Genomic DNA, 3,709 nt, shown 5'->3' with positions numbered 1-3,709 from the left:
CGTGGCGAATTTAATTCGCCAACGGAAAGCGCACCTAAGCGGTCTTGGGGGTTTCCCCCACTCGCTATTGCATCAAGAAGCGCAAGAGTTTGACTTCTGACTTCTGACTTCTGACTTCTGACTTCTGACTTCTGACTTCTGACTTCTGACTTCTGACTTCTGACTTCTGACTTCTGACTTCTGACTTCTGCTATATTTGTCCCTTTTCTACTTGCCAAAGTTAGAGAAGCTATAACCAATGCCAAAGGAAATTCCGAGATCTGCGGCACCATCAACAAAAATTCCAGTAGTTAAGGCAGCATTGGCCACAAAATTGGGTCCAAATGGCCAATCAACACCACCAGTAACGATTAAACCCACATTGTTGTCATCACCTGTAGAAAAAGCCAAACCACCACCAGCGAAAGCTGAGTAAGTAGGCGGCTCAAACGGTTCATCCTGGAAAATAAAGTTGTAAGTAGCTGGGATCACAAAGGTAGCATCATCATTGATTAGTATGCTAGGACGAACTGATAAGGTGGGGGATAAATCATATTTGCCGTTAATCATAAAGCCACCTCGACCAATATTGGTGCCATCATCAGTAAAACCGATATGACCGCCAATTCCAACATAGTTTCCAACCCCAAGGCTGTTGCCAGTAGGATCAATATTTCTCTGAGCTACAGGGGTGCCTACTTCATAGGAGATGGCTGGTGAGGTGTCAGAGGTGGCTTGATCTAGTTGTATTTTTAGAGCTGCCACAGATGTAGCTAAAGTCCCTGGTCTCGGTGGAGCTACCACAGGATTATTAAACTCTTGAGAAGGTGTTTGGTATTCCTCAGTGATCGGTTCTAGCTCTTGTTTGGGGGGATCAGCAGGATACTCCTGGATAGTTTCTAAATTGGCTAATGGTACCTGCTTCTGTCTGACTGTATAGTCAGCAATTGGTGCAACTGAGCCATTGAATTGGGAGCGGTTGACTAATTCACTAGGAGACCCTACCGACTTACTGGCACGAACCGCTGCTCCTATCCTGTCCAATTGCCCTAAACGGGAATTAGCTCGATGGTCAGTGATAGTGTTGAGATTCCCTGATGGCAGACTAGTTGGTCTGAATATATTTTTAGGAGTTTGTGTAGTTTCCGGATTAAATCGATTAGGGTCAACTGTGATGGTGGAAGTTGCTGCTAATTGCTCAGGTCTGACGGCTGCTGCTGTCTGGGTAAATTGCTTTACCGATGAATTATAGCGAGGTGTTTCAGCAGTAGCAGACAGCTGGTAACTGACCATCGTCAATACTGCCATACTCAGTTGGATCGAAAGGGTCTTAGGAAAATTACTCTTCACACTCACTCCTCAAAAACTACTTGGTGACTGGTTAGGGGTAACAAACTTAGCAGTTAGCCAAAAGCTAAAAGTTATAGTTCTTGGTCAGTAACTTGTAGCTGCTAGTCACATCAGATCAGGTCAGGTACTCAAAAATTTGAACCCTATCCTAGGATAGTCTACTCATCCCTTGAACTTTACCAGATACAAAGAGCAGAATAACCTCATTTTGGCTTTTAGTTTTGCCCTGCGTAAACATCACTAACACAGGACTTAGGCATCTACACCTGTAAAACCTCTGCAATTCTCTATTTCCGGTTGCCCGATCGGAAATTACCGATTGGCGTTGGCCCCTGATTTTTCCTCTGAGTGGGGTAAGTCCACTTGCCAGCTCCTGAGGCGCTCGATCAGAGTAATTTGATCATGAGGTAGTTAGGGAAAGGTGGCTCTTGGGGCAACGGTTGATTTCGCTGCTTAATCTTCCTAGTTGTTTATCCTTCTAGAAAAGGACCATAATCTGAGTGTGAGTTCCCGCTTCCTATACTATGGTTTTGCTTGAGCAATTACGAGCCAATGATTTGGAATACTACTGTCTTGCTAATCTCAACCTCTATGATTCGCCCAACTGTAAGCGTTTAACAACACAAGCAGCTACGGGAAGGCACTTGTGGGTCAAGTCTGTCCCACCTGTCGGTAATGCCTTAGAAGTATGTCTGTGCGAAGATAACTATTCTGGTTGGTTGCCTGTGTCGGATTTGGCTCTACTGGACATAGCTAACACTCCTTATCGCCCCATTTCTCTGTCTCCAGCTCAAATCCAAGCACGAATAAAAGCGGTGATTGGGTTTACTAAAGCAGCAATGCACCAAAATCCCTACTACCTTTGGGGGGGTACAGTAGCTCCCAACTATGACTGTTCAGGGTTGATGCAAGCAGCGTTTGCAGCATCGGGGATTTGGTTACCCAGAGATTCCTATCAGCAAGCAGCTTTCACCCAAACCATTAGAATGGAGGAATTACAACCAGGAGATTTGGTCTTTTTCGCTACCGCCCAAAAAGTGAACCATGTAGGATTGTATCTAGGTGATGGTGATTACATTCATAGTTCGGGTATTGATCATGGTCGTAATGGGATTGCAATTGACCAGCTTTCAGAACAAGGGGATGAGATAACAAAGTATTATTACCGACAGCGCTACGGAGCTGGGCGAGTTGTGGCAAGTTATCAGCCCTAGTCACCTAGCCCAATTATCTAGCCCAATTATCTAGCACAGTTATCTAGGACGGTACTGCTCGAAGAGAACATGCCAATCAGGCTTACTGTAAAGCTCTCAGCAGGGCTTCAGGGCAAAAGACTAAAAAATATTACCACAAAATGTCCTCAAAATTTCCTTTCCTTAGAGAAATCTTCTGAGCTTTCTAAAATACTCCTGCTGATGATCTTGTGATTATACTGATTATTGAGGGAAGACTGTGGGTAGATGTATCCCTAGCTTATCTGTAGAATTTCTGACGGATCGAGCCCAGCAATGAACACCACTCAGTCTCACATAAAAAGTACTGAAACAATGGCAGAGGCAGAGTCCGCCCTAAAGATCTTGTTTTCTTTATCACTTGATCTATTATGCACCTTTGGTCAAAACGGATATTTTCAACAACTCAATCCGATTTGGGAAAAGGTTCTAGGTTGGACTTGCTCCCAATTGCGATCGCGACCTTGGATTGAGTGGATTTATCCAGAAGATCGGGAAGTTACTCTCAATGCCCTTCGTGATTGTGGTCAAGGAAAACTAGTCGAATACCGGAATAGAATTTACCACAAAGATGGTAGCTTGCGTTGGCTGGCTTGGAGAATTTCACAGGATGAACAGGGTCTTTTCTATGCTGTTGCTAAAGATATCACTAGCATTAAAGAGCTAAAATCTGGATTGGACGATGGTAACTCTACTGGCTCCTATGAAGGTAGTAAGGGCTGTGAAAATCTGAATCGAGATCAGCAAAACTTCAAAAATTACTTTGCTCTATTAACCGAATGGCTTTATCGCTATGAAGCGGTTAGTAAAATCAGTGGTCAGTTGCTCTACGAATGGAATACCCAGACAAATGAATTGATTTGGGGTCACAATATTGAACAAGTATTGGGTTATTACCCAGGAGAACTCACCAACACTAGGCAAGGGTGGGATGAATTAATTTATCCTGATGATTTAGAACGATACCGACACACCATAGAACGGGTGATTGTCACTAAGGAGCCTATTCATCTTGAGTATCGGATCCGTAAGAAGGATGGCACATACATCACGGTTGAGAACAAAGGACAGTTTTACCTAGATAGTTCGGGTAATCTCAATCGTGTGCTGGGGGCCACCTGCGTTTGCTCCGCTTCGTGATTATCCAA

The 3,709-nt window shown here is 44.1% G+C and carries 3 protein-coding genes and 1 pseudogene; 2 read left to right on the top strand and 2 right to left on the bottom strand.

Translation table 11 applies throughout. The features are described 5' to 3' along the window. Nucleotides 1-218, bottom strand: a pseudogene (locus F6K20_RS28770) (hypothetical protein); the annotation flags it as partial. Then, on the bottom strand, nucleotides 208-1,329 hold the full coding sequence (locus F6K20_RS28765; protein ID WP_131827235.1) for a hypothetical protein: 1,122 nt from the start codon (nucleotides 1,327-1,329) through the stop codon (nucleotides 208-210). The pseudogene F6K20_RS28770 and the gene F6K20_RS28765, both read right to left, overlap by 11 nt. A gap of 524 nt (nucleotides 1,330-1,853) precedes the next feature. On the opposite strand from F6K20_RS28765, the gene F6K20_RS28760 reads away from it, so the two are divergent. Beyond that, nucleotides 1,854-2,543: a C40 family peptidase gene (locus F6K20_RS28760; protein ID WP_008183202.1), complete on the top strand. Its 690-nt coding sequence runs from the start codon at nucleotides 1,854-1,856 to the stop codon at nucleotides 2,541-2,543. 294 nt (nucleotides 2,544-2,837) lie between these two features. Then, a complete protein-coding gene (locus F6K20_RS28755) occupies nucleotides 2,838-3,701 on the top strand; it encodes a PAS domain-containing protein (protein ID WP_287296951.1) in 864 nt (287 codons plus the stop codon). The last annotated feature ends 8 nt before the right edge of the window (nucleotides 3,702-3,709 follow it).

It is taken from the genome of Moorena sp. SIO2C4 (assembly GCF_010672485.1).
Taxonomy (GTDB): domain Bacteria; phylum Cyanobacteriota; class Cyanobacteriia; order Cyanobacteriales; family Coleofasciculaceae; genus Moorena; species Moorena producens.
Note: the sequence above shows the minus strand (reverse complement) of the source record. Positions and strands in the feature narration are given on the sequence as shown.

Excerpts from the sequence above, each read along its gene's own strand:
- F6K20_RS28760 (WP_008183202.1), top strand. The coding sequence starts at position 1,854 with ATGGTTTTGCTTGAGCAATTACGAGCCAATGATTTGGAATACTACTGT.
- F6K20_RS28755 (WP_287296951.1), top strand. The coding sequence starts at position 2,838 with ATGAACACCACTCAGTCTCACATAAAAAGTACTGAAACAATGGCAGAG.